We start from the raw sequence: 26,710 nt of genomic DNA, 5'->3' as shown, positions 1-26,710 counted from the left end.
TCAACTCCTCGCGGTAAGCCGGGCGTCGGGGTCTTCAAGGGCGCGCACGGGGGCAGCGGCACGCTGCACGGCCGACGGACGGTCCTTGAGGCCGAGTACGTCGGGCCAGCGCGGGTCGTCGGGGGCGACGACGAGGTGGCGGGCGTAGAAACTGTCGAAGAACGACAGGACGAACATCGGCAGCAGGGTCCAGATCGCCACCTGCTCCAGCGGTTGGTTACCGGTGAACGCGGCGATGATGACGACCACGAACACGTTGGGGTAGGTCATGGCGGTGTAGTCGTCGAGCGTCTGGACGTGGCGGCGCCGTTTGAGCAGGGCGGCGACCAGACGCAGTCCGAGGGCGATGCCCGCGGCGGTGGGCGCGTAGGTGGTGAAGCCGTCCAGGTCGAGCTTGAGGCAGACCAGCACGATGAACGCGGTCAGCAGCAGCACCGCCACGTATCCGTTGCGCTCGCCGTACTTGGCCGTGCGGATGGGCGACCGTTCCCTCAGTCGCTTGACCACCAGGTAGACCGCGGTGACGACGCCGGTGGAGGTGGCGGCGCTGATGGCGACGGCCGGGGCGACGTCCTCGTGCAGGGTCAGAGCCAGCACAGTCGAGAACGACAGCGTCGCAGCCAGCGAGGAGAGCAGAACCTGCGCGAAGGTAGGCATGATCATCCCGCCGAGACAGCGGCTGACGGTCATCGCCACCACCGAGCTGGGCGTGGCGACGAACACCGCGGCGACAGCCGCCGTATCCGTACTGCCCGCGTCCGACCAGCGCACCAGGGCCGCGAAGGCGATCGGCAGGGCGAGGTAGCGCACGGCGACGGATCTCAGCGTGCCGCGGTCGGTCACGAAGGCTCGTGCGTTCTCCAGTTCGATGCGGCACATGGTGATGACGCTGGCCAGCACCAGGAGCAGAAGCAGCAGGTAGGGAGAGGTGGAGATCCGTGCTCCCGCCAGGTTGGCGATCAGGCCCACGGCCAGGCCGGCGCAGAAGACCACGGGATGGTTGACGACGATCCAGTCGTAGACCATGTTCATGGTCTTGTTCTCGTTCTTGACGTAGCTGTGGATCCGGTCGCCCTGCAGCATCTGGGAGTTGGGCAGGCGCAGGTCGTAGGACTCATCGGCAGGACGGGCCAGGATGAACCGGCAGATCAGCTCCACGACGTACTTGTGCGAGACCACGCACACGGTCTCGCCGCGCCGCAGCGCGGGCAGCAGTTCCCCCTCGTAGAAGGCGTGCACGCGGTCCTTGAACTGCTGGAACGTCTCGCCGCCGTGCATGGTCGGGCTGTCGGCGTTCATGGCCCGCTCGTACTCGGCGATGCCGTGGCGACGCTGGAGGACGGACTTGCTCTCCAGCGTGTAGCTGCCGAAGTCGCGCTCCATCAGGCGTTCGTCGACCACGACCTCGGGGACGTCCGTGTCGGGGGCGTCGAGGCGGAAGATGGTGTTGGCGGTCTCGAAGGCGCGGGTCAGCGGGGAGACGTAGACGCGGTCGAAGTGCTGCCCGCGGTGACCCTTGGCGACCTTCTCGGCCTGGATCCGGCCGAGGAAGGTCAGGGGGGCGTCGCGCTGCCCGGCGATCCGGTGGACGGAATTGCAGGTCGATTCGCCGTGCCGGACCATGAACAGCCGGCTCAGCAGCTCCTGCTCGTTGTGCTCGTTCATCACGCGCCCTTCCTCGGGGCGTGCTTGACCTGCTCGGCGTACTGGGAGTCCCAGCCCGCCAGCTTGGTGATGTCGCACAGGTTGTGGACCGCGTGCTTCTGCACGAGCGTGGCCAGCAGGGAGACGGTCCGCCGGGCCTGCCGGTCGGTGAGGCCGAACTCGCGGGCCAGGGCGGCGCCGAAGTCGGCCAGGTCGTCGTCCAGGATGGCGCGGTACTTGCGGCGCTCGGTGCGGTCCTGGGCCTGCAGGTAGTTGACGGCGTTGGGGTAGGCGTTGTCCTTCGCGTAGCTCTGCAGACGTTCCCGCAGGCGGGTGGCCTGCGGTTCCTCGGCGGCGAGGTCGGCGGCGATCCAGTCGCTGCTGCGGATCAGGCAGTGGTGGATGCCGTCGGGGATGTCCATCTGCTCCTCGTCGCTGGCCGGTTCGAGGCGGCGCAGCACCTCCATCGCCGTGTCGAAGCACTGGTTGCGCAGGGTGCCGATGCTGAACACGAACGCGCCGAGCCGGCCACGGCGGGTGGTCTCGTCGCCCTGGCGCATCGGGCCGACGCCGAACAGGCCCGCCGCCACCGTGCCGTCGGCGGAGACGAGTTGTCCGTGGGTGCCGACCTCGATGCCCCGGCGGGTCTTGGTCTGCGGCTGTGCGTAGCCGTGTCCGTTGACCAGGCCGTGCCACAGGGGGTGGTCGGGGCGCTCGTAGTCGGTCTTGTTGCCCAGGCAGTTGACGACCCGGTCGACGACGATGTCCGGCTGGTCGGCGAAGACCACCTGGATCTTCGTACCGTCCTCGACGGGGCGCATGTCCTGGATGCCGGCGGACAGGACGTCGACGGTCTTCGGTGCGCCGTTGTATCCACGCATCCGGCTGCGCACGACGCCGCCGATCTCCCGTACGGTGCTGGTGCGGTTGGTGACGATCAGGCTCTTGTACGTGTCGAGCAGCATGCGCACGTCGCGGGCGTCCATGCGGGAGATCAGCTCGATGACGTACGGCTCCCACGCCTTCATGACCCGCTCGGGGAAGACGGCGTCGAGGGCGCTGCCCGGCTCCACACCGTGCTCGGCGCGCAGGTGCGCGTACTCCGCCCTGATCCCCTCGACCACCGCTTCGGGGGTGAGCTTCTCGGCGTCGAGGAAGGGAGGCCGGCGGGCTTGCCAGATGTCGTGCTCGTGGTCGACGGGATAGGTGCCGTGCATGTGGCCGCCGCGCGAGCAGATCAGGATCTGTCCACGGTGGCCGGCGTGGATGAGGGAGATCACCGTGTCGAAGGCCGACAGTGCGGAGCCCGTGACGAGGACGCTCTCCTCGGCGCCGATTTCCCGGAACCACTCCTGTGCACCGGGGGCGTAGGGGTCGGCAAGGAAGCGGTCGCAGTCCCTGATGCGGTGGTAGAAGGGCGCCTGCACCGGTGCGAGATGACCGGTCGCCAGGATCACCTGGTCCGACGGCAGTTCGTGCACGCCGCCCTGCTTCGTGGCTCCGGCGTACTTGACGACGTAGCCGTCGCCCTGCCGGTGGACGTCGATGACCTCACCGGAGAGCTCGCGCAGACTCACCTCGGCGTGGGCGTCGGCAGCCGCGTCGTGCAGCCGCTCGGCCAGGTACTGCCGGAAGATCCGCCGCGGCACGACGCAGGCCACGCCGAATGTGTGGTACTGCCACTTCTGCGGCCATTCCGAGCGGTCTGCCTCCTCGTTGGCCCACTCCAGGAAGTCCTCCGGGCGCTCGCGGCGCAGGGTGATGCGGCCGGCCTGGATGTTGAGCATGTGCTCCCAGTTGGTGGCTGCCCAGCCGAAGGCGATACCGCCGTAGCGGTATCCCTCCTCCCGCTCTATCAGACATATCTCCAGGGGTGCAGCGGCGAAGTGGAGCAGCCGGATGGCGGTGAGCGTGCCGGAGAAGCCGGCGCCGACGATGGTGACGCGCCGCGTGCCTGCGGCCGTACCCTCCACGGGGTCCAGCCGCAGGCTGCTCGCCTGCGTCGTCATCTCGGTCATGCCGTCCTCCTGGGTCGGGTCGTCCTGCATCGTGGGGTGCTGCATTTCCACGGTCTTGTCTCCTTGGGTGAGGGAAGCGTCAGCGCCACTCGTGCGGGGCCGGTCGATGGTGACCGGGTGATCTCTGCCCTGGCCCACGACGACGCTGCCGCCGACGGGACGTGGGGACACACCGATGTCGGGCATGGCGGTACACGCACTCCCGTCCTGGAAGGGGGCACCCGGCGTCCGCCGTCAGTTGCGAGCGGGATTCCCGGGGTGCCGGTGAGCTGGGGACGGGCCCCAGCATCAGGACGGAATACGGGCTTCCGGACAGATCGTGGATGATCCTGGATGCGTTCCGTGGCGGGAGGTCAACAGGCCGGAACCACTTGACACTCGCGGCCCCGCATCGTCTAACTTGGAACGCCTGTTCCAGGTTGTTCGTGGCCAGGTGTCCCACGGGGGAGGATGTTCGTGCCGCAGGTGCTGGATCCAGGAAAAGCCCGCACAATGGACGAGTTCATCGCTGAACTGAGACTGCTGAAGGCGTGGGCGGGCAACCCGTCGATCACCGAGATCACGCGGCGTATCCACCGGGACTGGCAGCGGACGGGACGCCCCCGCGGCGAATGGCCGGCCCGCTCCACGGTGGGCAACTGCTTCCAGCTGGGCCGCCGCCGCCCCAACGCCGACCTGCTGCTGGCGGTGGTGCAGTCACTCGTCGGCGCCGATGAGGCCATCGTCTCCGTCTGGCGGCAGTCGCTTCGCGCGGTGCTCGGCGAGGCCGAGGCCGCCGCTCGGGTCAGCGCCTACGACCGGCTGCCCGCGGGACTTTCCGCATTCGTCGGCAGAGCCGGGCTGACCGCCCGGGCGGAGGCCCTGCTGACCACCGAGAGGCAGATACCGACACTGGCGCTGGAGGGCATGGCGGGTACGGGCAAGACGTCGCTCGCCCTGCACCTCGCCCGCCGACTGCTCGCCGGGGAACGCACCGACGCCCCCGTCCTGTTCGCGAACATGCGAGGCTCCGTCACTCAGGGCCCACCCGTCGATCCCGCTGCCGTACTGGAGACCTTCCTGAGGCTGCTCGGCACACCCGGCGACCGCATCCCGTACGGCCTCCACGCACGAGCTGTCCTCTACCGCCAACTGCTGTCGGGGGCAGGTGCGTTGATCGTGCTGGACGACGTGGCGGACGAGGAACAGCTGCGGCCGCTCCTGCCCCGGGTCCCGGGAAGCCGCACGCTGATCACCAGTCGGCGTGCGCTGGAGGGCCTGGCTGAAGCCGCCCGCCTGCCGATACCGCCGCTCGACCCGACCGACTCCGTCGAACTGCTGCGGGCAACGGCGGGAGCCGAACGGCTCGCCCCGGAAGACACCCCGGCCATCCAGCGGATCGCCGAGTTACTGGGCCACCTACCGCTGGCACTGTCGGTCATCGGCCGCCACATGCGCGACCATCCCGGCTGGGCGCTCGGGGACTACTGCCGCGAGCCCCTGGTCACCCTGGCCCTGGAGGACGGCGTACGCACCGCGCTGGCCGCCTCGGACGCCCGGCTGCCGCAGGGCGCACAGCGACTCCTTCGCCTGCTGGCCCTCCATCCGCCGACGGAGGTGGAGATCGCAGGGGCCGCCGCACTTCTGGGTGAACCGTCCGCCGCAGCCGAGCATCACCTCGCCACGCTGGCGGCAGAGCATCTGATCGAACGCACCGCATCCGACCGCTTCCGAGTCCACCCGCTCGCCCACGCCTACGCGGAGGAACGTCTCTGCATCGACGAACCGGCAACCCGTATCCGCCAGGCCCTGGCCCGCCTGGCGGAACGCGGCAGCAGCCGCGACGCCGGCGTACGGCTCGAGGCCCGGACCATCCGGGGACTGCGTCTGCCCATACCGCGGCAGCACGCTGCGGAAGACGGAGAAAGGACCGGCCTGCTGCAGCAACTGCGCGCAGGACGGGTGCTCGCGGCCTGATGGGCGCGGCCTCCGGCAACGGGGTAGGGACGCCCGGAGGAGAGCCTGCTCGCCGAAGGACTTCACGTCCCTCACCCGCGGGGGGTGCCGAGGAGCAACCGGCAACGAGAAGGCTCCGCAGCCCGGCCGGCGCTGGCTGGTCCGACGAGGTCACGCAGGGCCGGGTGCGGTACCGCTCGTGGGCGGTTCGGGCAGCCAGTCGCGGGTCGGGTCGTACTCCAGCCATCGACTGCGTCCTGCTTCCTCGGCGCAGGCGGTGGCGAGGCCGTTCAGCCCCGGGTGCCCGTTTCCGGTGGGCCACAGCAGTGACCAGGCGTACAGCGGCGTGGGATCGACCAGGGGGACGGAGCGCAGGCCGGGGACTTCAGGCAACGGCACGTCTGCAGGCACCAGCGAGAAGCGTCGCGGCTCTTCCGCCAACTCGGCGAGGAAGTGGGCGAGCCCCAGGTTGACGCTCGTGGCCGTGTTCCTGATGCCGAATCGGTCGGCGAACCGGTGGAGGAAATCGAGCCGGTCCAGCGCGCCGGGTGCCCACAGCGTGGTGTCGCGCAACTGGTCCGGCCGCAGGCCCGGTTCGGCTGCGAGCGGATGGTCCGCGCTCAGTACGGCGTCCACCGGTTCGAGACGGACGAGGCGGTGTACAAGGCCGGCGGGCAGCGGAGGGTGGACACGGCCGAAAGCCGCGTCGATGTCGCCGTGCAGCAGTGCCGTCGTCACCGACGGCAGATCGCGCCCGTGCCCCAGCGCCAGTTTCCCGGCGCGTCCGGCGACCTGGGCCAGCGTCCGCATCGGCGCGTAGAGATGCCCCCAGACGTCCACGCGCAGCGGACGTTCCGCCCCGGACACCGCCGCGACCGCAGCGTCGGCGGCGGCCACGGTCTGCCGGGCCGCTGGGAGGAAACGCTGTCCGGCTTCGGTGAGGCGTACTCCGTTGCCGCCGCGGTGGAACAGTGCGGTGCCGAGCAGGGATTCCAGCCGCGCGATCCTCTTGGACAGCGCCTGCTGGGAGATGGCGAGTGTTCCGGCCGCCCGGCCGAAGTGCAGTTCCTCGGCGGTGCGTACGAAGGCACGTACCTGCGCCACGTCGAGATCCATGGCCCCCACCATAGGTGACAACCATACGTTGTCGGCTTCGCTTGTCCGTTGTTGGATCTCAGGGCAGCCGCGGGGGTTGCATCCTCCCCATGCAGAGACTGATTCCCACGGGGGAAGCGGCGCGCCCGGTCGCCTTCGCCGAGGTCCCCCAGCCCGTGCCCGAGCCCGGTGAGGCACTGATCAAAGTCGAGGCGTTCGCCCCGAACCGTGGCGAGACATTCCTTCTCGAACGCCCCCGGCCCGACCTGCTGCCCGGCAAGGACATCGCTGGGCTCGTCGTACAGGCGGCAGCCGACGGCTCCGGCCCTGGCATCGGCGCCCGTGTGGTCGGCCATCCGGCGCAGGGCGGCTGGGCCGAGTACGCCGCCGTCCCCACGCACTCGCTCGCGGTGCTCCCGGACAGCATCGACAGCGCACGGGCGGCAGCTCTTCCCCTGGCCGGGATCACCGCCCTGCGGCTGCTGCGTACCGCCGGTTCCCTGGCCGGTCGAAGGGTGCTGCTGACCGGCGCCTCGGGTGGCGTCGGCCACTACGTCACCGAGCTCGCCGTGGGGGCCGGGGCCGACCTGACCGCGGTGACGGCCACGCCGGTGCGCGGCGAGCGGCTCGCGGAACTGGGCGCGAACGTGGTGCACGAGGTCGCTGCGGCTCAGGGACCGTTCGATGTCGTGCTGGAGTCCACGGGTGGACCGGATCTGCCCCTCGCCCTGTCGAAGATGCGCCCGGGCGGCCTGCTCGTCTGGTTCGGCCAGGCGAGCCGCATCCCTGTGACCCTCGACTTCTTCCAACTCCTCGGGGGCCCCGAGCGCGTCACGATCCAGCACTTCCACTACGCCCAAGCCCCGTACCACGCCGATCTGTCCGCACTGGTCAGCCTCGTGGAACAGCGCCGATTGCACCCGGAGATCGGCCGCATCACCGACTGGGCACAGACCGCCGACACCCTGGTCGACCTGCGAGAGCGCCGGATACGCGGCAAGGCCGTCCTGCTGACTGGAGGAGCACCATGAGCGCCCCCGAGTTCGCCGCCGCCCAGTGGACACGCGCCACCGGTGCAGGCGTGGACCCTCACGAGTACCGGCGCGTCACCGATGCCCTCACCTCCGTTGCCGACTGGGGCCCGTCCTTCCGGCGCACCGGACACGGATACCTCCAGCGCGCGGAGAACGCGGGATCGTCCCTCTCAGCGGGGGAGTACCTGCTGACGGCGGCCCGGTGGTTCCACCTGGCCACCCTGGCACCGTACGCGGACGCATCCCGTGCAGCCGTCGAGGCGGACCACGCCCTGAGCCGGGCGCTCACGGTGCTGGAACCCGGTGCGCGGCGGGTGAGCGGCGAGGGTTTCACCGGCTGGCTGCGTGGCCCCTCCGACGCGCCGGGGACCGTGGTCGTCGTCCCCGGCCTGGACTCGGCCAAGGAGGAGTTCCTCGATCTGGTGTCCGCGCTGCTGGCCAGGGGGCTGGCGGTGTTCGCGATGGACGGTCCCGGACAGGGCGTGCTCGCGGCCACCACCACCTTCGTGCCGGACTACGAGCGGGTCGTGGGCCGGGTCATCGACGCCCTCGGCGTCGCACGCATCGGACTCGTCGGCATGAGTCTGGGCGGCTATTTCGCGGCCCGGGCCGCGGCACTTGAGCCGCGCGTGGCAGCCGTCGCCACCGTCAGTGGTCCCTTCCGCCTCGCCTGGGAGGAACTGCCCCCGCCGGTACGAGAGATCATGGCCCAACGTGCCGGGGGCGCCGACGCAGCCCGGGAGTTCGTACGCCACGTGGACCTCGCAGCCCTGGCGCCCCGCATCGCAGCCCCGCTGCTGGTCGTGGACGGAGAGCAGGACGTCATCCCCGGTGTGACGAACGGCGAGCTCCTGGCCCGTCTGGCGCCGCACGGGAGTTACCTGTCCGTCCCGCACGGCGACCACCTCCTCGGTAACGCGCGACCCGACTGGCTGCCTCACCTCAGCGACCACCTCACGCACGCCCTGACGGGAACACCGGCGTGAACCTTCACCGACAAGACCATCCTCATCACCGGTGGCACCAGCGGCATGGGTCTGGCGACCGCGGCGCACCGCCTCCTGACCGAAGGCGCCCACGTCATCGTCACCGGAACAGGCCGCCGCCCAGATGGTCGAGGAACTGGTCCGAAAGGGATACGTAGAGCGGCACCCACACCCGCACGATGCCCGCGCCTGCCTGCTGGGACTGACCGAGACCGGCTGGGCCGCCACACGCGCCGCCGACCAGGCGGCCCGGGCTGCCGTCGCACCGTGGGAGCACGGTGTCCGTGAACGAACCGTCCCCAGGGGAACCGGCCAAGTGGCGCCCTCGCTTCCTCCGAGATGGTGGACGTATCCGGAGCCAGCGAGGTGCTCGAAAACGCAGGGGGCAGTGCCGTGATCGCGGAGGTGCTGGTGACGAGCCGAGCCCGCCTGGAGAGCTGCGCGCATGCTACTGAGTCAGGAGCATGGATGCCTCGGCAGCCGACCGGGGCGATGGTCGGATCCGCCCGTGCCTGGAGCAGGGCCAGTCCGGGGCGTGGGATCCACGATGGCCGCACGGTGCTTCGGTCAGGCTGCTCCTTCCGTCTTCCGCGCCGCGACTTCGGGCGGCTGGGGCGGCATGTGCGCCCCCCTTGGCTCGTTGAGACCGTTCTGGAACGGCAGGGTCAGCCGTTGAGACTCTGCATCAGCTCAGGGGCGTAGCGGTCGCCGGAGACGATGCCGTGCGGGGCGACGGCTTCGATGGCGGCCAGGTCCTCATCGGTGATCGTCACGGTGGTGGCGGCGACGTTCTCCTCCAGGTAGCGGCGGCGCTTGGTGCCGGGGATGGCGACCGCGCCCTGGTGCAGCACCCAGGCGAGAGCCAGCTGGGATGGCGAGACCTGCTTGACGGCGGCGATGCGGCGGACCTCGTCGACCACGGCCAGGTTGCGGGCGAAGTTCTCGCCCTGGAAGCGCGGGTCGGTGCGGCGGAAGTCGTCGGCGGCGAAGTCGTCCGGGCTGGTGATCGCACCGGACAGGAACCCGCGTCCGAGCGGCGAGTAGGCGACCAGGCCGATCCCGAGTTCGTGCAGGGTGGCCATGACCCCGTCGTCCTCGATGCCGCGCTCGAAGAGCGAGTACTCGGTCTGGACCGCAGTGATCGGGTGGACGGCGTGGGCGCGGCGGATGGTCTGCGGGGCGACCTCGGACAGGCCGACGTAGCGGACCTTGCCGGCGGCCACCAGCTCACCCATGGCGCCGACGGTCTCCTCGATCGGCACCTGCGGGTCGACGCGGTGCAGGTAGTAGAGGTCGACGTGGTCGGTGCCCAGGTGGCGCAGTGAGCGGTCCAGGGAATGCCGGATGTACTCGGGGCGCCCGTTGTGGCCGACGAGCGTGCCGTCGTCCGTGAACTCGATGCCGGTCTTGGTGGCTACGACGGCCCGCTCGCGGCGGCCGGCGAGGGCCTTGCCGAGCAGCTGCTCGTTGATGAACGGGCCGTAGCTCTCGGCGGTGTCCAGCAGGGTCACGCCCAGTTCCAGGGCACGGTCGATGGTGGCGAGGGATTCGGCCTCGTCGGTGCTGCCGTAGAAGGCGCTCATGCCCATGCAGCCGAGTCCTTCGGCGGAGACGGTCAGGCCCTGGCTGCCGAGCGTGCGGAGTTCCATGGTGGTCTTCCTTGCTGTTGCGGGTCGTCCCGCGGTGTGTGGGTGGTCGGTTGTGGGTCCGGTGCGCTGCGGCCCTCGGCCCGGACCGGGTGCAGCCCGGCGCCGGTCGCTGGTCCGGCGCGGCGTGGCGGTGGTGTGGCGCCGACGGGGTGCTGTGGCGGCTGCCGCGCCCGGCGTCGGCAGTGCACCCACGGGGACGCGGGGCGGTCAGCGCACCCAGGTACCGGTGAGGGCCTGGACGGCGGAACCGTCGAGGTCGGCGAGGGTGGTGGCGACGAAGTCGCGGGCCCACTGCGAGGTCTGGACGCGGAAGGGCGGGTGGGTGGTGGTCAGGGCGTCGACGATCGGTGCGGCCGCCTCGGCCGGGGTCTGGGCGTTGCTGAACGACTGCTGGGTGCGGCTGATGTAGGCCTCGAGCGCCGTACCGTAGGGCCCGGCGGCGGCGAGCAGTGCCGGGACGTCCAAGCCGAGGTTGGCGACGAACTCGCTCGCCACCGCGCCCGGCTCGACCACGGTGACGTCGACGCCGACGGTGGCGGCGACCGGCGCGAGGGACTGCATGAAGCCCTCGACGGCGAACTTGGCAGCGCAGTATGCCTCGTTGAAGGGCTGGCCCACGACGCCGCCGACGCTGGTGACAGTGATCACCCGGCCCCTCGACGCCCGCAGGTGCGGCAGCGCCGCCCGGGTCACCGCCACCACGCCGAAGAAGTTGACCTCCATGGCCGCGCGGACGTCGTCGATGCTGCTCTGCTCGATGGTGCCGACCTGGGCGGCGCCCGCGTTGTTGACCAACGCGTCCAGGCGGCCGTGCTCGGCGACGACCTCGTCCAGGCAGGCGGTGATGCCGGCGGAGTCGGTCACATCCAGGCGTTTGACCTGGATCCGGTCCGCGACACCCGCCTCGGTGGCGGCCTTGAGCAGGGCCTCGGCCTTGCCGGTGTCGCGCATGGTGGCGATCGTCGTCCAGCCCGCCCGGGCGGCGCCGATGGCGGCGGCCAGGCCGATGCCGGAGGACGTACCGGTGATCAGAACGGTCTTCGCGGGGGTCATGAGGGTCTTCCTTGCCTGGGGAACACAACGGGCCGATACCCGTAACCGGGGAGTTCCCCAGTTATCTGCCACGGTAAGCGGGGAAGTCCCCGGTTGTCCAGCTAGACTGGTCCCCACACGAAGGGAGCAGCCTTTGACCAGCAAGCCGAGCGCGTTGCGTGCCGATGCCCGCCGCAACCGGGAGCGCATCCTCGAGGCGGCCGTGCGCGCCTTTTCCGAGAAGGGCCCGGACGTGGCGATCGACACGATCGCCAAGGCCGCGGGCGTCGGCTCGGCCACGCTCTACCGCCACTTCCCCACGCGCGAGGCACTGGTCGAGGCGGCCTACCGGAACGAGCTGGCCCGTGTCTGCGACAGTGCCGCGAAGCTGCTCGCTGAAAACCCGCCCGATCGGGCGATCCGCCTGTGGATGGACGACTTCATCGACTACCTGGCCGCCAAGCAGGGCATGGCGGACGCGCTGCGGGCCGCGGTCGCATCCGGTGCGGACCCCTTCGCCGAGACCCTCGACAAGCTCGGCACCGCGCTGGGGACCCTGCTGAACGCCGGCGCCGAGGCCGGTCTGCTGCGCCCGGACATCGACCCCTTCGATGTCGGCTTCAGCCTGGCCGGCGTCGCGCTGATCACCAGCGCTCCCGACCAACGCGAACGGGCCGGCCGCCTCCTCGACCTGCTCCTCGACGGCCTCCGGTACGGGGCCGACGGGCCGGTGTCCGGTACGTGACCCGGCTCCGGCCGCGATCCCCGCCCTCGCTGTTGCGCAGCATCGGATTTCCGCCCCTACCAGTAGCTGTGACTTCGCCGGCGGGCTGCAGGTAGTAGCCCTCACCGACCTGGGAGCCGTCCGGGCGATCACGGTTGATGATCAGCAGACCCGGGCGGTCGGCGACCAGGTCGGCGTCGACGTCGAGCATCACCTGCAGAACGTCGCGTTCGTCCACCATGGGGTCGGCCGGCCCGCGCGATCGGCATGCCGACCGGGGAGCAGACCAGATACAGACACAGGCCCAAGAAGAAGCGGAATGCGAGGCGTGCTTCCCCCGTATCCGGCCCAGCCGGTCAGCTCTGACCGCTTCACCGTCGGCCGAATCGTGATCCCCGACGTCATTCAGGCGGTTCCGCTACTCGAACCGTCCGCTCTTCCGAACTCGCGAGCGGACAGGCCGAAGACGAGACCGCCGACCAGGAACCAGGGATTCCACAGCATCAACGTCCACAGCCGCTGTTCCGGGCTCACGTCTGCCTCCTGGCCCGCCGTGTCAGTCAGCAACAGCATCTCAACCGCGACGCCGCGCACCAGCAGTACGGCGCAAACAGACCAGCCCAGAGCCTTGATCAACCGTCCGGCCAGGTGATGGGGCCGCGGCCGGGTGAGAAGCCACCCCAGCACCCCGCCGGCAAGGCACAGCACCCCCACACCCCACAGGCCCACCGCTACGAACCACGCCGGGCGTTCCTCGGCCAGGGGCCCCGCCGAGACACTCAGACCCCAGTCGCCGCCCAGTGCCCAGTAGAAGTGAAGCGTGGCGAAAGCAACCGCCCAGGCGCACCCGACGCGCCCCCACGCCCCCGCCGTTGGCCTGCTCTGCCGATCTTCATCCATAGGGATGAGCATGGCACTGCCTGTGGCACGCCGGCGTGAGAGAGTGCGGATCCTTTGGGGGGATACCGCCTTGGTCTCACAGCTGCGGGCAGACGAGCTCGCCACGGGGCTCCTCAGGGTTGCTGCGCACCCCCGCCCGGCCGGTGAACGGCCTCGCGGTCGGGCGGGAGGACGATGCGGGCTATGCCGCCGGCCAGGTCGATGCGCGTGTGCGGCGGAGCACCATCGTCCTGGTCGTCGCGGCGGTTGGCCTCATGTCGCTGCTGCTCGATCTCGATCGATTTGTTGCCGTTGAATACCAGGTCGAATTCGTTGAACGCGGATCCTGTCAAGGGGCGGTCCTCAGGACCGCGGCCGCGGTGGAGGACGCTGCGCCGCCTGAATCGCCGCATCATCAACTCGGCCGCACCGCAGACGAACAGAAGAAAGGCCAGCACCGGAAGTGCGGCGCCCCACATAGCCAGCATGCTGGAGAAACGCGGCGCCTGTGCCCGAAGTTCCCGCACTTGGTTCGAGCCGCAGCATGCCCGCCCTTCAGCTCACCGTCGCAGGCGATCGAGCACAGCGGACTTGATCGTCCAGGCTCCGGAGCGCTGGCTCGGACGCCAGGGAGCAAGTAACCGGCCGCTCGCCTCCAGGCGTTCACCACGACCCCGACCCCCTCTCCGTGACCCACGGTGCAAGTAGCCGTCGCCCTCCGGCGGAGCCCGCCGCCCAGCCGCCCGGCTGCCACCGGCTGTCGGCGGGCGCGGCTGCTGGGCCGAGGGGCATGTGTCCCCCCGCTGTCGATCGCCCGGTCAGGCGTCGGACGCGCCAGGGAGCGAGGATGGTTCACCGTCGCTGACGTGAGTGACGAGGTTGGTTTCGAGGCGTTCGAGGACGGCGAGGGTCTCGCTTCGTTCGGCGCCGGTGAGGTCGCCTGCAACGTGGTCCTCCAGGCGGGCCCAGAGGTCTTCGACCTGTCGGCGCAGGGCCTGGCTTGCAGCGGTGGGTTCGACGAGCACCGAGCGCTTGTCGCTGGCGGAGCGGGCACGGCGGACGAATCCGGCCTTCTCCAGGCGCTGGATGGTGCGGGTCATGGTGGCGGCGTCGGTGCCGAGGTGCCCGGCCAGGTCGGTCTGGCGCATCCGGCCGCGGTCCCACAGCTGCATCATGACCAGCTCCTGGGCCGGGTGCAGGCCGACCTCGCGCAGGAGCTGGCCGGCGACCATGCGGTGCAGGCGGGCCACCCGGAAGATCGCGTGGCTGATCGGTCCCCGGCGCGCGGCCTCGGGGAGGTCGCCGGCCTCGCGGGCCTGGGGTGTTGCCTCGGAATCCATGGTGCTGCCTTCTGCTTTCTCCCGTGAGGACGGCCGCGGCAGCCGGCACTGGGGCCGACTGCCGCGTACAGGCCCCGGGGACCGCGTCCTGAGAGAAGGATATGTGCTGCTCGGATGCGGCATGCCTGGCGGGCCCGGCCCGTCGCCGGGCCGTCAGCCGCGGGCTTCCTCCAGCGTGGGGTAGTCGGTGAAGCCCTTCTCGCCGCCGCCGTAGAAGGTGGCGGGGTCGGGGGTGTTGAACGGGCCCCCCTGGGCCAGGCGGGCGGGCAGGTCGGGGTTGGCGAGGAAGAGGGCGCCGTAGGCGAGCAGGTCGGCGGTGCCGTTCTCTACGAGTTCCAGCTCGGCCGCTCCGGTGGGCTCCTGACCGGTGAAGGGGTTGAGGATGAAGGCCGAAGGCCATGCCTTGCGCAGCCGGAGCGTCAGCTCGCGTACGCCGGGGGCCTCCAGCTGGTGCAGGTAGGCGAGGTTCAGCGGGGCGAGGGCCTCGACCAGGGCGGTGTAGGTGGCCTCCATGTCTTCGGTGTCGGACTCGTCGATGTCGTTGTAGGGGTTGCCCGGGGAGAGGCGGAAGCCGACCTTGTCGGCGCCGATGGCCTCGATGACGGCCTTGGTGGTGTCCACGGCGAAGCGGATGCGCTTGTCCGGGCTGCCGCCCCACGCGTCGGTGCGCAGGTTGCTGTTCGGGGCGAGGAACTGGTGGATGAGGTACCCGTTGGCGCCGTGCAGCTCGACGCCGTCGAAGCCGGCCTCGATGGCGTTGCGGGCGGCGGTGGCGTGGTCGGCGATGGTGGCGCGGATCTCGGTGTCGCTCAGTTCCTGCGGGGTGACGAAGTCCTGAGGGCCTTCGTGGGTGTACACCTGGCCGGCGGCCGCGACAGCGGAGGGGCCGACGGGCTGCAGGCCCGTCAGCGCGGGATGTCCGACCCGTCCGGTGTGCATGATCTGCAGGTAGATCACGCCACCCCGGGCATGCACGGCGTCGGTCACCCGGCGCCAGGCAGCGACCTGCCCGGCGGTGTGGATGCCGGGGGTGTCGGGGTAGCCCTGGCCGACCCTGGAGGGCTGGACACCCTCGGTGACGATCAGCCCGGCGGAGGCGCGCTGCGCGTAGTAGTCCGCCATCAACGGCGTAGGGCTCTGGCCCGGGCCGTAGGCGCGGCTTCGCGTCATCGGCGCCATCACCAGGCGGTTGGCCAGGCGCTTGCCGCCCAGCTCATGAGGCTCGAATGCCTTCGACATCGTCATCTCGTTTCTTCGGGAAGGGAGGGCGCCCGTACGGCTGCGCGGGTCTCCACAACGCTATTACTTGTCCGAACAAGAAACTACCTCCTCGACCTTCCCGTGGGCCCGTGTGAGCTGTATCACGACCGAGCTGCGGGTGTAGTATCTGCAGGTGATGCGCGCAGTAGCGTTTGGTCAACGCACCTTAAGGGGATGGTTGGTCCATTACTTGCTTGGACAACAGCGGCCTTAGACGTCAAGGAGAAGCAGCTCCACATCCAGCGCGGCACCGACGGCGACCCTGCCCCCTCCCGGCGGCAGTCGGCCGGCGAGTGAGCCCAGTGCGACGGTCAGTTCCTCGGCGCGGGGAAGGGCGCGTTCCGGTGCTGTGCGCACGATGGTGAGCGAGGGGTCGGTCTTCTGCGCCTCCAGGGCGACATCGAGGGAGTCGGTCAAGGCCATCGAGGGGTCTCCCTGGGGCGGCTCCCGTTCGGCATGGGTGACCAGTGCCGTCCTGAACAGCCCCGTTCACCGGAGCGCGCGCTATCTCGGCACGCTGGTGGCACAGTTGCGGCGCGAAGGAGCTGACGCGGTCCCCAGAGGTCGGCCGTGGAACCTTCTGTTGGAAGAGGCCGGCGTCCATACCGTGAAGCGGCGATGCGCGGTGGCGGGCGACCTGCCGAACGTCGGCGGCAGATGCGGCCAGGCACGGCCGCTGGTCAGCGCGTACACCACTGCCGTGAACACGCCTCCGCTCGTCACAGGGAACGGTCCCACCACCTGGCGGACGAGCGGCAAGCGACGGCAGCAACGGGGCGGCCAACCCCCAGAGTTCATCAGGTACCAGACGCCTCGACAGAGCAGCGCCCACGACCGGCGTCATGCTGCACGAACATCAAGTCGCGTGAGACAACCTGAGCCTTGATCGGCGCGGCCGACCTGGCGGCCTGCTCGATCTTCGCGCAGTAGGCTGCACGGGCTTCCTCGTCGATCTGCTTCTCGTGTTCGGGGCGCACCCCGGTCCGGCCGTCGAGGCCCTCGCGCAGGATATCGGCGTGCCCAGCATGCCGGTTGGACTCGCCGAGGACATGGACCATGATGGCGAACAGGTTCGTGTTGGGACAAGGCTCCGACCACCACGGCACGTGGCCGGGGGCGTCGAGGGGAAGCTCGTTGATCGTCGCGTCCGAGTGTTCCCACGTGCGCCGGTAGAACCCGATGATCTGATCGCGGGTCTCGTCCTCGGTCGCCCACAGATCGCTGCCGTTGTAGTCCTGCCACCGGGGCAGCGGTTCCGGGGAAGGGCGGTCGAAGACCTCGCCGAAGTACCTGGCCTCGACGGTGGCCACGTGTTTGACCAGGCCGAGGAGGTTGGTCCCGGTCGCTGTCAAAGGTCGGCGGGCGTCATATTCGGACAAGCCGTCGAGTTTCCAGAGCAGCGCCTTGCGGTCCCGCCGCAGTCTCCCGTGCAGGTTCTCTTTCGCGAATTCATCGATCATGCGGCATGAGCCTGCCACGGGCTCTGGTGAGCGGTGTGTTGGTCGACGGCAGCGTCGCCGCGGACACGGCCGGCGCGCTGAAGAAGACACCAGCGACGGCAACCACCACAGCTGATGGAGCAAGACGAGCACGCAAAAAGTGCCCCTCATGGAGCTGAGCAAGTGCACGGAACCGCATAGCGGTTTCAAATGCTTCCCGTGGCTGCCTTGCGGCTCACTGCTGGTAGCCCCGTGCTCCACGACGAAGTCGTATCCGCCGAGGCTCAGCCCAGGTGCTGCTGGAAGAAGTCGGCCGCCTCCCTGCCGACTCGAACGCGGACAGTCGGGTCGACGGGTTCCGGGGCGAAGAAGTCATCGTGACGGACGTCGGGGCCGGCCGAGCTGCCAGTCGCTGTAGGGATGTGCTCCAGGTACGGCCTGGTGTCGACGTCGTACGGATTGACCGTGTCTGCTCCACCCCAGCGGATGCCCACGGGCACCCGCACGCTTGCCAGGCTCTCCGGGGTTACGAGACCGCCGACTCCAGGGGCTATTTGGAAGACCGCCCGCACTCGGGGATCCGATAGGTCTGCTGCGGCGGCATCCAACGCACGTCGTGACCACTTGTCCAGTGGATGCTTCTTCCGCAGCGCCTCCAGCGCGCCGGGGAACTCGGGGATCTCCGGTAGAGGGATCGTTCCCGTCAGTACAGCCCACAGGATCTGCGGATCGATACGGGCCCCGGCAAGGGCCGCCGCCGTGTAAGCGCCGAGGGAGAAGCCTGCCACGCCGACCGGACCAAGCGGCTGTTCCCGGGCCAGTGCTTCGAGGGCGAAGGAGACGTCCCGGGGCCGATCCCATACGTGGAGAAAGCCCTCCGGCTCGTAGCCGTCGACGTAGTTGTTGCCGTGGTGATCAAGGGCAACGACCCGGAATCCCGCCTCGTGCAGCGGTCGTACCAGCCACTTCATGTTGCTGCCCGAACCTCCGGTGCCGTGAGAGACGACGACCAGCGGAGCTGGTGCAGCCTGTGGGCGGTTCGGCTCCCACACGTAAAGACGGACAGGGCGCGGACGAGTCGGGTCCCGCAGGTCACGTCGGGACTCGTCGTGCAGGACACGTATCAGCGGCTGTCCCTGTCCATAGATCATCATGGCGACATCGTAGGGACGCCACCTCTCCTGAGCGCTGGTCTTCCAGTCCGGCGGGTGCTTTCCAGATGCGCGGTCGGCTTGTGGGCCCAGCGGCCGCGCCGCAACGACACGCGGACGCATGCATGCTGTGCGGACACTGCGCCAGAGACTGCCTGTGCTCTCGCCTGCGGAGGCCATCGAGTACGTGAGCGCGTTGGTGGACGGGGACGCGCCCGCGCGTCTCGTGGCCGTCGCCACCAAGGCACTCGTGCAGCCTCTCAACCCGGTACTTGCGGTGAAGACCAACTGAGTGGAGCGGTGATCCAAGCCAGTCGGAGACCCGAAGCGTGACTGGAGAGCTAGTCGGCATGCCCACTGCGCATCTGGTCCCGTTCCAGGCGCACGCCTTGCAGCGCAGTACCGTGACCGGGCCGTGCCCGCCGGCACTCAGTCCGCGCCCGCGTAACTGTCGCCCGTGATCAGGCCCTCGGGACAACTACGCCGGTCGAAATCCGAAACCACCGGGCTCCCAGAATTCGAGTGCTGCTTTGGCATGGACGCGTGACGGAGGGTGGGTTCGAAGCGAGGAGGCCCGCGAGTTCGTCGGGGTGCATCAGGCAGGATGAGCTGGCAGCACCGCGCAGACTCCGGGGCTCTGGCGCCTCCTCCGAGGGTTCGAGAGGCTGGTCGCCGGACTGTTCCATGTTCACCCAGAATGCGCAGCACGCTGTGCGCACCCGGCAGGCCCGTCAGCAAGCGTGCTCGCGTTCTGGAAGGGGATCGTCTCGCTCGTCTCCCAACTGAAGACGCAAGGTCAACGGTCCCGAAACAGGGCGGCGCAGCCCGATCGGTGTGACGGCCGTAGTGGCTTCGTCGGTCGAAGCTCGGGGCCGGCTCCGGCTCGGGCTGCGGAGCAGGGGTGCTCAGGGGAGTGGCAGCAGGTAGCCGGTCGCGTCGGTCGCCACCGCCCTCGGGCCGCTACCAGGGTTCGCGCCCCGGTTCGTCGTGTTCATCGCCGGCCGTCAGCCCCGCACGTGGAGGCCGAAACCCGTGCGGCCCGCGGGCTCCAGCCCCTCCTTCAGGTGCAGCGAGGGAATCTCGTAGTCGCCGAAGTTCTGCCGCCGGAACGGGATCGGCTCGGTCGACTCCAGGGTGAGCAGGCGCTGCTCCCATGCCTTGGCGGCGTCCGCGTAGTCCTCGTCGGTCATGCGGTCGGTGCCGTACAGCACGAATGGGGGCAGCACCTCGATGCCCGGGTAGTAGAGGATGCCGTGATGGATCGGGAACAGCAGATCGTCGATGGGGCCGTTGATCCCGCGAGCGGAGTAGTGCGACTCCGGGCCGCCGACGGTCAGCGACAGCAGAGCCCTTCTGCCCGCGAGGGTGCCTTCGCCGAAGCGCTCGCCGTACTTGGTGTCGCTGTGCTCGCCGACGCCGTATGCGAAGCGGAAGGTGAACACCCGGTCCACCCAGCCCTTGAGGATCGCCGGCATCGAGTACCACCACAGCGGGAACTGGAAAACGATCGTGTCGGCCCACAGCAGCTTCTCCTGCTCGACCAGGACGTCCGGGGTGAGCGTCCCGGTTTCGAAGGCGCGGCCCGAATCCCAGGCGACCTTCAACGGACTTGAGGCGGCGGGGCCGTAGTCCGTGGCGTCCACGACCGCCTTCCAGCCCATCGCGTACAGATCGCTCACCCGTACCTCGTGCCCGGCGCCTTCCAACGTGGACACCGCGAGGTCCTTCAGCGAGCCGTTGAGCGACTTCGGCTCCGGGTGGGCATAGACGATCAGCGTCTTCATGGGAACTCCTTCGGATCGGATGCCTTCGATCCTGGACGCCACGGCGCCCGGCGTTCAGGGACGCCTTTTCCATCGGACCAGACTTCCTGGTAACAGCAGGACCACCTTCACAGGCACCACCGAGGTCATACTGTGGGCATGGACGATCTTGCGAGCTTCCTGCGGACTAGGCGTTCCCGAGTCGATCCGGCGGCCGTGGGAATCCCCACCGACAGCCGCCGCCGGGTCGAAGGGCTGCGCCGCGAAGAGGTCGCGCACCTGTCCGGAGTCAGCGTCGACTACTACGTGCGCCTGGAGCAGGGCCGCGCGACCCAGCCCTCCGAGCAGGTCCTCGACGCGCTCGCCCGCGTCCTCGGCCTCGACGAGACCGAACGCGGGCACCTTGACCGGCTCGCCCGGCAGCGCCGCCGCCGGGCGAAGGCGCCGGGCGGGCGGGTCCGGCCGGAGCTGCTGCGGGTCCTGGCCCTGGTCGCCGACGCACCCGCACTGATCATGGACCACCGCCTGGAGGTACTCGCCGGGAACCGCCTCGCCGGGCTCCTCTTCGGCCGGCCGATGCCGGGCCTGAACATCGCCCGGCACATCTTCCTGGAGGAGGCCGAGCACGGCCTGTACGCGGACTGGGAGACATGCACCGTCGACGTGGTCGGGCACCTGCGCCTGGCCGCCGGCAAATACCCCGAGGATCCCCGCCTGGCCTCGCTCATCGGTGAGCTGGCAATGGGCAGCGAGCGCTTCCGCCGCCTCTGGGCCCGGGCGGACGTGCGCGCCCGCACCCATGGACGCAAAGCGTACCGGCACCCGCTGGTCGGGCTGCTGGAACTGCACCAGGAGAACTTCGTCCTGCCCGACGAATCGGGCAGGGAGTTGGTGGTGCTCTCCGCAGCTCCCGGCAGCCCCACCGAGGACGGGCTGCGCCTGCTCGCGGGCCTGGGCACGGACTGCGCTGACGCGCACTCCACAGTGGACGCTCAAGTCCGCGAATAACTCAACGACACCCCCAGCGCCCGGACAAGGCGCGCCGGCACATCATCGACTGGAGCGGGCCCGACCCCATGGATTTCGGCGTGTACGCCAAGCTTTCCACGTTCTTCGGGCGTATGAGCGACGAACTGCGGCGTCTCGGCGTCCCCGAGGACCTGCTGCCGCTTGACTTCCGGTTCGCCGGGCCGCCCGACTAGATCCCCTTCCATATCCTGGCGCCCACAGACGGCCACCCGGCCATCGGCCGTCTGCCACTGGTGAAGGCCAGGCCACTCGGCGACGCCTACGCCGCGGTCCTGGACCGCATGGACAACGCCTTCACCCATGAGGTCCGGAGCCTCACGGAGAGGATGCGGGTCGAGCACGACGAATGGCAGACCGCTCACCGGTACGGACACACCATGGACACGCTGTTCTTCTCGATTCAGGGCTGAGGGCCTCGGCATACGCCGGGCCCGGGCCCCCCTAACCTCTGGCGTCCCTTGCCGCGGTGTGCGTCGGCTGCACCCCACCCTCCGGCTCGCGCCCGAGGGGGAAGGCTGGGGGATCGGCTCGGCTACTCGGGCAACGGCTGCCACACCCTTGCCCGCCTTGTCGACCTCCTCCTCGACAGACATTCGGGCCGGCTGATGACGCATGGCCTGCACGGGTCGCACACCACCCTGAACCGAGGGCATGGCAGACCGCCCGACAGCCCGTCGGCCAACCAGACGCACGCTCCGCTCGACCTGCGTCCTGATTACACCGTCAGCCAGTTCATCAGCGGCCGCGGTCTGTTCTGGTCCCGAAAGGAGAAGCGACCTTTGTCGATCCTGCCGCAGCGTTACGCCTTCGGTTACAACGTCGGCTACAGCGGCGGCGGACGCGCGCCCCGGCCGCCTACTTCGCGCAGGTCACCGAGACCGACGGGGTGAACACGGCCGCCGGCGCCCGGCACGAGCAGGCGCACCCAGTGCTCCTCGCCTGGGCCCAGAGCGGTGCGGCCGACCGCGGCATGAACGAGCTGACGCTCGATGACCTCAAGAGATGCAGCAGAGCTGACCAACGCGCCGCCGTACGCGCCGACGCCCACGGACCAGGACTCGGTGGGCGTCGGCGTGTCCGCCTTCGGTGGGCCGGGCCGGCTGTCACCCGTCCTGCGGGGCGGGCGATGAAGTCGTGGGGCCATCTGCAGGGACGAAACCAGCATGCGGAGGCTGAAACGCTGGTGGGTAGGCGGTGCTGCACGGCCGATTCGAGGACACGCCCCGTAACTGTCTGACACACTCCCCATACGGTGACAAGAGGGGGGCATGAATGGTCATCGTTGGCTTACTGGTTATCCTCTTCGTCGTTTTCGTCGCCCTTGCGTTCATCTTCCGTTCCCATGACCGGGACTCAGCGGCCACCCTCGTCCAGGGGATCGGCGCTATCGTCGTTCCTGCCGCCAGCGCCGCGTTATTTCTGACGAACCGCAGGCCTCGGGCGGAACTCACCGAACCGGCTCTGCGCCGCTTTGCCGACGAGTTGGCTGAGCGGGTCAAGGTGCAGTGGAGTGCCGCGGCGAGCGAACGGCGGCTTTTGCATCCGAGCCCCGTACCGGTGCGGTGGAGATGGTCGAATCTTCCTTTGTCAGGTCCGGCGGCCGACGCTGTGGGTGTAGGGAACGGCTCACGGCGGTTCGAGACCCTCCCGGGGCTGGAACCGATCACTGTCGCGGATCTGGAGTCGGGTGCCGTTCGGGACCTCTTCCGCCTCTACGGTGCGTTGGACTCCGGCCGGATGGTGATCGTCGGAGCAGGCGGAGCCGGCAAGAGCGGCGCCGCCATCAGGTTGCTGCTCGATGCACTCGCGCATCGTGAGGCGCTGGACCCCACCGCGCGCGCCAGAGTCCCCGTACCAGTGCTGCTCACTCTGAGCGGTTGGGACCCGCTGAATCAGCGACTGCACGACTGGCTCGTCACACGGCTTGCCACGGACTACATGTTCAGGAAGTCCGAAGAACACGCGGGCGGCGTCGTCTCCCGACTCATCGGCACGGGCCGGATCGCCGTCTTCCTGGACGGCCTGGACGAGATACCCCAGCCTGTACGCCCCGTAGCACTGCGGGCGCTGGACGAGCAGGCGAGCTTCCGCCTGGTCATGTTGAGCCGCGTGGACGAGCTACTGACGGCCGTATCCGCGGCGGGACCCCTGTCCGGCTCCGCCGGGCTCCAGCTGCTGCCAGTCAGCGCCGAGGATGCGGCGGAGTACCTGACGCGCTGCCAGACGCAGCCGCTCCCAGACGCTTGGCGCGCATTGGTGCAGCACATCCGAATGGACCCCTCAGGCGCAGTGGCTCAGGCACTGGACACACCCCTGATGCTCACGCTGATGCGCGACACCTACCGCACTGACCAGCGCTTCGAACTGGAACGATTCGCGGACCGGGCGGCGGTGGAGGACCACCTTCTCGCCCGAGTCCTGCCCGCCGCCTATGACGACGACCGGCCGGGACAGCCGCACAGTCGCTACAGTCTCGCCCAGGCCGAGCGCTGGCTCGGCGCCATAGCGCATCGGATGAACAGCGAGGGAACCCGCGACCTCGCCTGGTGGCAGGTTCCCCAGTGGCGACCGGCATGGCCGAGAACGACAGCCAGTTGCCTGTTCCTGGGAGTCCTCGCCGGAGCAGTGGGCTTCTGCTGGGCGGGACCGGCGGCCGGACTGGGAGCCGGTGCGACAGTGGGTCTCTCCGTAACGATGTCGCTCACGTACGGACGCGCCGGGGACTCCCCTCAGTTACTGGGCCGTCTGCAATGGAGAGATTTTGTCGTCCGCGAGAACTTCCAGTTCGGGATTGTCGGCGGGGGAGCTCTTGGACTGGCAGTGGGCGTCGCTCTCCTCCTCGCGCATGGCCGCCTCGTCATGCTTTTCGGCGGCCTTGTGTTCGGCCTCCTCGCCGGTGTGGTGGGTGGATTCGTCACGGGTCTCAGCAACCGCAGCGCCGACAGCCAAACTCCCATCGATCCTGTCTCGTGCTGGCGACAGGACCGTCAGTACACGTTGACCGCAGGAATCGCTGGGGGCCTCGTTGGCAGCGTCATCGGGGGATCCTGCCTCGGTCTGCTCGCCGAACTGACGCACGAGCGGATCTTCGGAATCATCGACGGATTCCTGTCCGGGATCGCGCTGGTCATGGTGGGGGGCCTCCTGCTCAGCCTGGCGCTGAGCCTGGTGGGATCGGTGACCTGGCGCACATTCCTTGCGAGCCTCCAACTGCGTCGGAGGAACGAAACGCCGGTCCGCTTGATCAGGTTTCTCTCCGATGCTCGCGAGCGTCACGTCCTGCGAACTGTGGGGCCCGTCTACCAGTTCCGCCACGCGAGGCTCCAGGACCGTGTGGAGGAGGCATTCAGGGCCCGCAACGCGCCCAGGACAGATGGTTGAATGCCTGCACCAGGGCCATCGCGCGGTCGGCGGCCCGTCCCGCACGCGACAGAGGCGCACCAGACCCCTCAGGGTAGCGGCGCCGAAAACCAGGGAGCGAGCCACCAGCTGGGCGTTGGCGTTGCATCAAGGTCGTTGAGGATGCCGCCTTCGGCGAGCAGGAAGGTCGCGGTGCAGGCCGCGGCCACGGGAACGTCTTCGGCGCGGTAGCGGAGCAGCAGGTCACGCGCGGGCTGCTGCCCCTTGGCCTGCGTCCGCTTCAGCAGCGGCTCCGGCTGCTTGTGGGTGATACCGGGTACCAGCACACCCGGCAGGGAAGCGCCGCACACGTGGGCTGAGGTCGGCTCCACGACGAGCCCTGCGCCGGTGCGTGCCAGGGCGTCACGGACGCCGACGAGGTCGATGTCCCACGGCGGTGGAGGCCGTGGCAGCCTTGTGCGCAGTTCGTTGGCCGTCTGCAGCACATCGAGCCCGACTACCTGTCAGGAACTTGTGGTGTATGCCATGCAGCATGCAACAGGGGCTGAGGCAGTCGCGAGCAGGCTGCCAGGGCGGACGCGGCGGCTGGCGGCCGCCACCCGGCGGAGGACGCCCGCGAGCCGGCCGTCCGAAGCGGGGGATGCCCTCCACCGGACGCCTTGATCAGCCCGAAGTACGGCACGGGCAGCTACCGGGCCACCACGCGCCCGAAACGCTCAACCACTGCCACGCCGCACTCGACAAGTCGCCGGCCGGAGGTAGCCACGTCGCCGGCGACGTCGGTCCCCGCGCACAGCAGCCGGGATGAAATCCTGGCGGGAAATCAAGCACCATCCGCCCTTGTGCAGATGCACAATCAGGCGGGCCCGATCCCGCTTCACCGCCCCATCGACCTCGTCGTGATCTCTCGCGCACACTGCCGTGAAAACGGGCCGAGCAAGGAGCGCAGCCATGAAGACGTACAGCGGGCACTTCGTCGACGGGGAGTGGACGCAGGCTCCGCACGCCGAAGTCATCGAAATCGTCAACCCCGCGGACGAACGCGTGATCGGCTCGGTCCCGGCCGGCACGCCCGAGGACATCGACCGGGCGGTGCGGGCCGCCGCCCGGGCATTCGAGCAGTGGTCCCAGGCCTCTCCCGAGGTCCGTGCGGACTATCTGCGGCGCATCCACCGCGCGCTGGAGGAGCGCGCGGAGGAGATCGCGCGCCTGGTGGCGAGCGAGGTCGGTACTCCTGTCCAGGAGAGTCGGGTCCTGCAGTCGGGACTGCCCGTGTTCACCTTCGGCCAGGCGGCCGAACTGGCGGCCGGTTTCGACTTCGGGCCGGAGGAGGTCGGCAACTCCCATGTCGTCCGTGAGCCCGTCGGAGTCGTCGGCTGCATCACACCGTGGAACTTCCCGCTGCACCAGGTCTCCCTGAAGGTGGCGATGGCGCTGGCATCGGGCTGCACCGTCGTGCTCAAGCCCTCCGAGGTCGCTCCGCTGTCCGCCATGCTCCTCGCGGAGATCGCCGAGGCCGTGGGGCTGCCCGCCGGAGTGCTCAACGTGGTGACCGGATACGGACCGGTGGTGGGTGAGGCGCTGGTGACCCACCCCGACGTGGCGATGGTCTCGTTCACCGGATCGACCCGGGCCGGCCGGCGGGTGGCGGCGCTGGCGGCGGAGAGCGTCAAGAAGGTGGCGCTGGAACTCGGCGGCAAGTCGCCCAACATCATTCTGGACGACGCCGACCTGGAGGCCGCGGTCACCGACGGAGTGGCCAAGTGCTACCTCAATGCAGGCCAGACCTGTATCGCTCTCACCCGCATGCTCGTCCCCCGTGACAAGCTCCAGGAGGCCGGCCGGATCGCCGTCACGGTGGCGCGCGGCTACCGCGTCGGCGACCCGCAGGACGAGGAGACGCGGATCGGTCCCCTGGTCTCCGACGTACAGCTCAAGCGCGTGCGCGACTACATCGCGGCCGGGATCGCCGAGGGCGCCACCCTGCTCACGGGCGGTCCCGACGCGCCGCAGGACGGACCCGGCTACTTCGTCGCTCCGACCGTCTTCACCGACGTCACCAACGACATGACCATCGCCCGCGAGGAGATCTTCGGGCCCGTGTTGTCGATCCTGCCCTACGACACCGAGGAGGAGGCCGTCGCCATCGCCAACGACACGCCCTACGGCCTCGCCGGCGCGGTGTGGTCGGGCGACCCCGAACGGGCGCGCGCGGTTGCCGGCCGGATCCGGGCCGGGATGGTCGACGTGAACGGCGGCGCCTTCAACCCTCTTGCTCCGTTCGGAGGTTACAAGCAGTCGGGCGTGGGCCGAGAGGCCGGGCGCCTGGGCTTCGAGGAGTTCCTGGAGACCAAGGCCATCCAGTACTGACG

General features: G+C 69.4%; 23 protein-coding genes and 3 pseudogenes. 11 read left to right on the top strand and 15 right to left on the bottom strand.

The window, feature by feature from the left end:
* Positions 1 to 1,665 carry a histidine phosphatase family protein gene (locus S1361_RS01710; RefSeq protein WP_208030067.1) on the bottom strand — a complete coding sequence of 555 codons (1,665 nt, stop codon included), beginning with the start codon at positions 1,663 to 1,665 and terminating at the stop codon, positions 1 to 3.
* A complete protein-coding gene (locus S1361_RS01705; RefSeq protein ID WP_243769479.1) occupies positions 1,665 to 3,707 on the bottom strand; it encodes an FAD/NAD(P)-binding protein in 2,043 nt (680 codons plus the stop codon). Before S1361_RS01705 ends, S1361_RS01710 begins: the two co-directional genes overlap by 1 nt.
* Before the next feature lie 447 nt (positions 3,708 to 4,154).
* On the opposite strand from S1361_RS01705, the gene S1361_RS01700 reads away from it, so the two are divergent.
* Positions 4,155 to 5,618, top strand: coding sequence for an NB-ARC domain-containing protein (locus S1361_RS01700; protein WP_208030065.1), 1,464 nt, complete (start codon positions 4,155 to 4,157; stop codon positions 5,616 to 5,618).
* 150 nt (positions 5,619 to 5,768) lie between these two features.
* On the opposite strand, the gene S1361_RS01695 is transcribed toward S1361_RS01700, so the two are convergent.
* Positions 5,769 to 6,713 carry a LysR family transcriptional regulator gene (locus S1361_RS01695; RefSeq protein ID WP_208030064.1) on the bottom strand — a complete coding sequence of 315 codons (945 nt, stop codon included), beginning with the start codon at positions 6,711 to 6,713 and terminating at the stop codon, positions 5,769 to 5,771.
* 89 nt (positions 6,714 to 6,802) lie between these two features.
* On the opposite strand from S1361_RS01695, the gene S1361_RS01690 reads away from it, so the two are divergent.
* The 3 genes and pseudogenes from S1361_RS01690 to S1361_RS40205 all read left to right on the top strand — a co-directional run.
* The gene (locus S1361_RS01690; protein WP_208030063.1) at positions 6,803 to 7,723 is read left to right on the top strand and encodes a zinc-binding dehydrogenase; all 921 of its coding nucleotides are present in this window, start codon (positions 6,803 to 6,805) and stop codon (positions 7,721 to 7,723) included.
* Complete coding sequence (locus S1361_RS01685) at positions 7,720 to 8,712, top strand: alpha/beta hydrolase family protein (RefSeq protein WP_208030062.1); 993 nt, start codon at positions 7,720 to 7,722, stop codon at positions 8,710 to 8,712. The genes S1361_RS01690 and S1361_RS01685 overlap by 4 nt, the downstream gene beginning before the upstream one ends.
* Before the next feature lie 106 nt (positions 8,713 to 8,818).
* Positions 8,819 to 9,109: pseudogene (locus S1361_RS40205) on the top strand (hypothetical protein); the annotation flags it as partial.
* A gap of 268 nt (positions 9,110 to 9,377) precedes the next feature.
* Here S1361_RS40205 and S1361_RS01675 read toward each other — a convergent pair.
* Entirely contained in the window at positions 9,378 to 10,361 is a 984-nt protein-coding gene (locus S1361_RS01675) for an aldo/keto reductase (RefSeq protein ID WP_208030061.1), read from the bottom strand.
* Between the two features lie 207 nt (positions 10,362 to 10,568).
* Positions 10,569 to 11,414, bottom strand: a complete 846-nt coding sequence (locus S1361_RS01670) for an SDR family NAD(P)-dependent oxidoreductase (protein ID WP_208030060.1) — start codon at positions 11,412 to 11,414, stop codon at positions 10,569 to 10,571.
* Between the two features lie 133 nt (positions 11,415 to 11,547).
* Between S1361_RS01670 and S1361_RS01665 the strand changes: the two genes are divergently transcribed.
* Positions 11,548 to 12,138 carry a TetR/AcrR family transcriptional regulator gene (locus S1361_RS01665; RefSeq protein ID WP_243769033.1) on the top strand — a complete coding sequence of 197 codons (591 nt, stop codon included), beginning with the start codon at positions 11,548 to 11,550 and terminating at the stop codon, positions 12,136 to 12,138.
* A gap of 133 nt (positions 12,139 to 12,271) precedes the next feature.
* Here the strand turns inward: S1361_RS01665 and S1361_RS40200 are convergent.
* The 8 genes and pseudogenes from S1361_RS40200 to S1361_RS01630 all read right to left on the bottom strand — a co-directional run.
* Positions 12,272 to 12,501: pseudogene (locus S1361_RS40200) on the bottom strand (IS982 family transposase); the annotation flags it as partial.
* 21 nt (positions 12,502 to 12,522) lie between these two features.
* Positions 12,523 to 13,017 carry a DUF3995 domain-containing protein gene (locus S1361_RS01660; RefSeq protein WP_208030059.1) on the bottom strand — a complete coding sequence of 165 codons (495 nt, stop codon included), beginning with the start codon at positions 13,015 to 13,017 and terminating at the stop codon, positions 12,523 to 12,525.
* Between the two features lie 113 nt (positions 13,018 to 13,130).
* Entirely contained in the window at positions 13,131 to 13,475 is a 345-nt protein-coding gene (locus S1361_RS01655) for a DUF6191 domain-containing protein (protein WP_208030058.1), read from the bottom strand.
* Between the two features lie 339 nt (positions 13,476 to 13,814).
* Positions 13,815 to 14,336: a MarR family winged helix-turn-helix transcriptional regulator gene (locus S1361_RS01650; protein WP_208030057.1), complete on the bottom strand. Its 522-nt coding sequence runs from the start codon at positions 14,334 to 14,336 to the stop codon at positions 13,815 to 13,817.
* A 153-nt stretch (positions 14,337 to 14,489) separates the two neighbouring features.
* The gene (locus S1361_RS01645; protein ID WP_208030056.1) at positions 14,490 to 15,575 is read right to left on the bottom strand and encodes an alkene reductase; all 1,086 of its coding nucleotides are present in this window, start codon (positions 15,573 to 15,575) and stop codon (positions 14,490 to 14,492) included.
* Positions 15,576 to 15,806: 231 nt separating this feature from the next.
* Positions 15,807 to 16,019: a hypothetical protein gene (locus tag S1361_RS01640; RefSeq protein ID WP_208030055.1), complete on the bottom strand. Its 213-nt coding sequence runs from the start codon at positions 16,017 to 16,019 to the stop codon at positions 15,807 to 15,809.
* A gap of 374 nt (positions 16,020 to 16,393) precedes the next feature.
* Positions 16,394 to 17,056, bottom strand: coding sequence for a DinB family protein (locus tag S1361_RS01635; protein WP_208030054.1), 663 nt, complete (start codon positions 17,054 to 17,056; stop codon positions 16,394 to 16,396).
* Positions 17,057 to 17,319: 263 nt separating this feature from the next.
* Positions 17,320 to 18,087: an alpha/beta hydrolase family protein gene (locus S1361_RS01630; protein ID WP_279577649.1), complete on the bottom strand. Its 768-nt coding sequence runs from the start codon at positions 18,085 to 18,087 to the stop codon at positions 17,320 to 17,322.
* A 256-nt stretch (positions 18,088 to 18,343) separates the two neighbouring features.
* On the opposite strand from S1361_RS01630, the gene S1361_RS39800 reads away from it, so the two are divergent.
* The gene (locus tag S1361_RS39800) at positions 18,344 to 18,478 is read left to right on the top strand and encodes a hypothetical protein (protein WP_279577597.1); all 135 of its coding nucleotides are present in this window, start codon (positions 18,344 to 18,346) and stop codon (positions 18,476 to 18,478) included.
* Positions 18,479 to 19,190: 712 nt separating this feature from the next.
* Here S1361_RS39800 and S1361_RS01620 read toward each other — a convergent pair.
* A complete protein-coding gene (locus S1361_RS01620) occupies positions 19,191 to 19,970 on the bottom strand; it encodes an NAD(P)H-dependent oxidoreductase (RefSeq protein WP_208030052.1) in 780 nt (259 codons plus the stop codon).
* Between the two features lie 138 nt (positions 19,971 to 20,108).
* On the opposite strand from S1361_RS01620, the gene S1361_RS01615 reads away from it, so the two are divergent.
* The 4 genes and pseudogenes from S1361_RS01615 (at position 20,109) to S1361_RS01600 (ending at position 24,359) form a co-directional block, all read left to right on the top strand.
* Positions 20,109 to 20,957, top strand: a complete 849-nt coding sequence (locus S1361_RS01615; protein ID WP_208030051.1) for a helix-turn-helix transcriptional regulator — start codon at positions 20,109 to 20,111, stop codon at positions 20,955 to 20,957.
* Positions 20,954 to 21,388, top strand: a pseudogene (locus S1361_RS40195) (DUF7691 family protein). Before S1361_RS01615 ends, S1361_RS40195 begins: the two are co-directional and overlap by 4 nt.
* Before the next feature lie 579 nt (positions 21,389 to 21,967).
* A complete protein-coding gene (locus S1361_RS01605; RefSeq protein WP_208030049.1) occupies positions 21,968 to 22,108 on the top strand; it encodes a hypothetical protein in 141 nt (46 codons plus the stop codon).
* A 142-nt stretch (positions 22,109 to 22,250) separates the two neighbouring features.
* On the top strand, positions 22,251 to 24,359 hold the full coding sequence (locus S1361_RS01600) for a hypothetical protein (protein ID WP_208030048.1): 2,109 nt from the start codon (positions 22,251 to 22,253) through the stop codon (positions 24,357 to 24,359).
* A 68-nt stretch (positions 24,360 to 24,427) separates the two neighbouring features.
* Here S1361_RS01600 and S1361_RS01595 read toward each other — a convergent pair whose 3' ends face one another.
* The gene (locus S1361_RS01595; RefSeq protein ID WP_208030047.1) at positions 24,428 to 24,823 is read right to left on the bottom strand and encodes a type 1 glutamine amidotransferase family protein; all 396 of its coding nucleotides are present in this window, start codon (positions 24,821 to 24,823) and stop codon (positions 24,428 to 24,430) included.
* A gap of 466 nt (positions 24,824 to 25,289) precedes the next feature.
* Between S1361_RS01595 and S1361_RS01590 the strand changes: the two genes are divergently transcribed.
* Entirely contained in the window at positions 25,290 to 26,708 is a 1,419-nt protein-coding gene (locus S1361_RS01590) for an aldehyde dehydrogenase family protein (protein WP_208030046.1), read from the top strand.
* Positions 26,709 to 26,710: the final 2 nt, after the last annotated feature.

Origin of the sequence: Streptomyces cyanogenus (genome assembly GCF_017526105.1) — a bacterium.
Classification (GTDB): domain Bacteria; phylum Actinomycetota; class Actinomycetes; order Streptomycetales; family Streptomycetaceae; genus Streptomyces; species Streptomyces cyanogenus.
Note: the sequence above shows the minus strand (reverse complement) of the source record. Positions and strands in the feature narration are given on the sequence as shown.

Bases quoted from the DNA above. Each gene is read 5' to 3' on its own strand.
- S1361_RS01710 (WP_208030067.1), bottom strand. From the start codon at position 1,665: ATGAACGAGCACAACGAGCAGGAGCTGCTGAGCCGGCTGTTCATGGTC.
- S1361_RS01620 (WP_208030052.1), bottom strand. From the start codon at position 19,970: ATGAAGACGCTGATCGTCTATGCCCACCCGGAGCCGAAGTCGCTCAAC.
- S1361_RS01655 (WP_208030058.1), bottom strand. From the start codon at position 13,475: ATGTGGGGCGCCGCACTTCCGGTGCTGGCCTTTCTTCTGTTCGTCTGC.
- S1361_RS01615 (WP_208030051.1), top strand. From the start codon at position 20,109: ATGGACGATCTTGCGAGCTTCCTGCGGACTAGGCGTTCCCGAGTCGAT.
- S1361_RS01690 (WP_208030063.1), top strand. From the start codon at position 6,803: ATGCAGAGACTGATTCCCACGGGGGAAGCGGCGCGCCCGGTCGCCTTC.
- S1361_RS01705 (WP_243769479.1), bottom strand. From the start codon at position 3,707: ATGCAGCACCCCACGATGCAGGACGACCCGACCCAGGAGGACGGCATG.
- S1361_RS01605 (WP_208030049.1), top strand. From the start codon at position 21,968: ATGACCTCAAGAGATGCAGCAGAGCTGACCAACGCGCCGCCGTACGCG.
- S1361_RS01635 (WP_208030054.1), bottom strand. From the start codon at position 17,056: ATGATCGATGAATTCGCGAAAGAGAACCTGCACGGGAGACTGCGGCGG.
- S1361_RS01675 (WP_208030061.1), bottom strand. From the start codon at position 10,361: ATGGAACTCCGCACGCTCGGCAGCCAGGGCCTGACCGTCTCCGCCGAA.
- S1361_RS01660 (WP_208030059.1), bottom strand. From the start codon at position 13,017: ATGGATGAAGATCGGCAGAGCAGGCCAACGGCGGGGGCGTGGGGGCGC.
- S1361_RS01700 (WP_208030065.1), top strand. From the start codon at position 4,155: ATGGACGAGTTCATCGCTGAACTGAGACTGCTGAAGGCGTGGGCGGGC.
- S1361_RS01590 (WP_208030046.1), top strand. From the start codon at position 25,290: ATGAAGACGTACAGCGGGCACTTCGTCGACGGGGAGTGGACGCAGGCT.
- S1361_RS01670 (WP_208030060.1), bottom strand. From the start codon at position 11,414: ATGACCCCCGCGAAGACCGTTCTGATCACCGGTACGTCCTCCGGCATC.
- S1361_RS01600 (WP_208030048.1), top strand. From the start codon at position 22,251: ATGGTCATCGTTGGCTTACTGGTTATCCTCTTCGTCGTTTTCGTCGCC.
- S1361_RS01640 (WP_208030055.1), bottom strand. From the start codon at position 16,019: ATGGCCTTGACCGACTCCCTCGATGTCGCCCTGGAGGCGCAGAAGACC.
- S1361_RS01685 (WP_208030062.1), top strand. From the start codon at position 7,720: ATGAGCGCCCCCGAGTTCGCCGCCGCCCAGTGGACACGCGCCACCGGT.
- S1361_RS01650 (WP_208030057.1), bottom strand. From the start codon at position 14,336: ATGGATTCCGAGGCAACACCCCAGGCCCGCGAGGCCGGCGACCTCCCC.
- S1361_RS01695 (WP_208030064.1), bottom strand. From the start codon at position 6,713: ATGGATCTCGACGTGGCGCAGGTACGTGCCTTCGTACGCACCGCCGAG.
- S1361_RS01645 (WP_208030056.1), bottom strand. From the start codon at position 15,575: ATGTCGAAGGCATTCGAGCCTCATGAGCTGGGCGGCAAGCGCCTGGCC.